Genomic DNA, 1787 nt, shown 5'->3' on the forward strand with positions numbered 1-1787 from the left:
CCGGCATCGCAGCGAAGCGTTCCGGCTCGATCTGCGCCCCGCAGCCGGTCACGACGATCTCGGTTCCCGGCCGCTCGCGGGCCGCCCGCCGAACCGCCTGGCGAGCCTGGCGGCTCGCCTCTGCGGTCACGGCGCAGGCGTTGACCACGAACAGGTTCTCGGCGCCGCCTGCGCGCGCATGGGCGCGGATGGTCTCGCCATCAACGGCGTTGAGACGGCAGCCGAAGGTCAGAACGTCTACGGACATGCGGCGGGGTATGCCCGAGGCTGCGCCAAAACGCCATGGCGCGCTCGACAGGCGCGGCTCGTGGCCGTAAGCGGGAGCGTCCCGCCCAAGGTTTTCGCATGACATCGATCGGGTCCGACGCCCCGAGCCCCGCGAGCGGCGCGCCGGTTTCGCCGATCGCGTTCCGGCACCGCAACTTCGTGCTGTTCTGGCTCTGCCGTCTGTCCGGCACCTTCGCGATCCAGATCGTGTCGGTCGCGGTCGGCTGGCAGGTCTACGACCTTACGCGGGACCCGTTCGACCTCGGCCTCGTCGGCCTGTTCCAATTCATGCCGGCCTTCGTGCTGGTGCTGGTCACGGGGCCCGCCGCCGACCGCTTCCCGCGGCGGCTCATCATGGCCGCGTGCTGCGCAGCCGAGGCGGTCGGGGCGGCCGCGCTGATCTGGCTGACGCTCGCCGGGGACATCTCCACCGCGGCGATCTTCGGCGTCCTGCTGGTTTTCGGGGTGGCGCGCGCGTTCTTCGGCGCGGCGAGCTCGGCGGCGATCCCCGGCACGGTGCCGCGAGAGGCGCTCTCCAACGCCATCACCTGGGCGTCCTCTGCCTGGCAGTTCGCCTCGATCGTCGGCCCGGTGGCGGGCGGACTGCTCTACGGGCTGGGGCCGGAGATCGCCTATGGCGCGGCGTTCGCGCTGCTGATCTTCGCGACCGGCGCGGCCCTGCTGCTGAAGGTCGTTCAGCACCGCCGCGCGCTCGAGGCCGGCTGGGCCGGGCTGGTGGCCGGATTCGCCTATGTGTTCCGCGAGAAGATCGTGCTCGGCGCGATCACGCTCGACCTGTTCGCGGTGCTGCTCGGCGGCGCCATCGGTCTGATGCCCGCCGTGGCGCGGGATGTGCTGGACGTGGGGCCGTGGGGGCTCGGCATGCTGCGCGCCGCCCCAGGCGTCGGCGCGATCGCGGTCGCCATCATGCTGTCGCTCGTGCCGATCCGCGATCACGCCGGCCGCATCATGTTCGTATGCGTCGGCCTGTTCGGTCTCGCCGGGGCGGTGTTCGGGCTGTCGCACACGCTGTGGCTGTCGATCGCCGCGCTCGTCGTGATGGGCGGGGCGGACATGGTCAGCGTCACGATCCGCGAGACGCTGATGCAGCTGTGGACGCCGGACGACGTCCGCGGCCGGGTCAACGCCGTGAACATGATGTTCGTCGGCGCCTCGAACGAGCTCGGCGAGTTCCGCGCCGGCATGACGGCCGCGGTGATCGGCGTGATGCCGGCGATCGTCACGGGCGGCGCCGGCGCGATGGCGGTCGCGGGTCTCTGGGCCTACTGGTTCCCGGGCCTGCGGCTGGCCCGGTCGCTGGAGCGGCGGGAAGCGTAAGCTGCGCTACGCCGCCTGCGGGAACATCTCCGCGGTGAGCAGCCCCTCATGCTCGAACGTCGCGGGTCCCGTCATCAGGATGTGGTCGTCGTCGCGCCAGACGATGCGCAGCAGGCCGCCCGGCAGAGTGACGGTCACGTCCCGCCCGGTGCGCCGCGTCCGGGCCGCCGAGACCGCGGCCG

At 72.1% G+C, this 1787-nt stretch carries 1 protein-coding gene and 2 pseudogenes; 1 reads left to right on the top strand and 2 read right to left on the bottom strand.

Annotated features, from left to right (window positions below):
* Nucleotides 1-247 (bottom strand): annotated as a pseudogene (locus ACIKT0_RS17795) (tRNA (N(6)-L-threonylcarbamoyladenosine(37)-C(2))-methylthiotransferase MtaB); the annotation flags it as partial.
* A 98-nt stretch (nt 248-345) separates the two neighbouring features.
* On the opposite strand from ACIKT0_RS17795, the gene ACIKT0_RS17800 reads away from it, so the two are divergent.
* Entirely contained in the window at nt 346-1605 is a 1260-nt protein-coding gene (locus tag ACIKT0_RS17800) for an MFS transporter (protein WP_407106667.1), read from the top strand.
* Nucleotides 1606-1611: 6 nt separating this feature from the next.
* Here ACIKT0_RS17800 and ACIKT0_RS17805 read toward each other — a convergent pair.
* Nucleotides 1612-1787 (bottom strand): annotated as a pseudogene (locus ACIKT0_RS17805) (diaminopimelate epimerase); the annotation flags it as partial.

It is taken from the genome of Hansschlegelia beijingensis (assembly GCF_045505405.1).
Classification (GTDB): Bacteria; Pseudomonadota; Alphaproteobacteria; order Rhizobiales; family Methylopilaceae; genus Methylopila; species Methylopila beijingensis_A.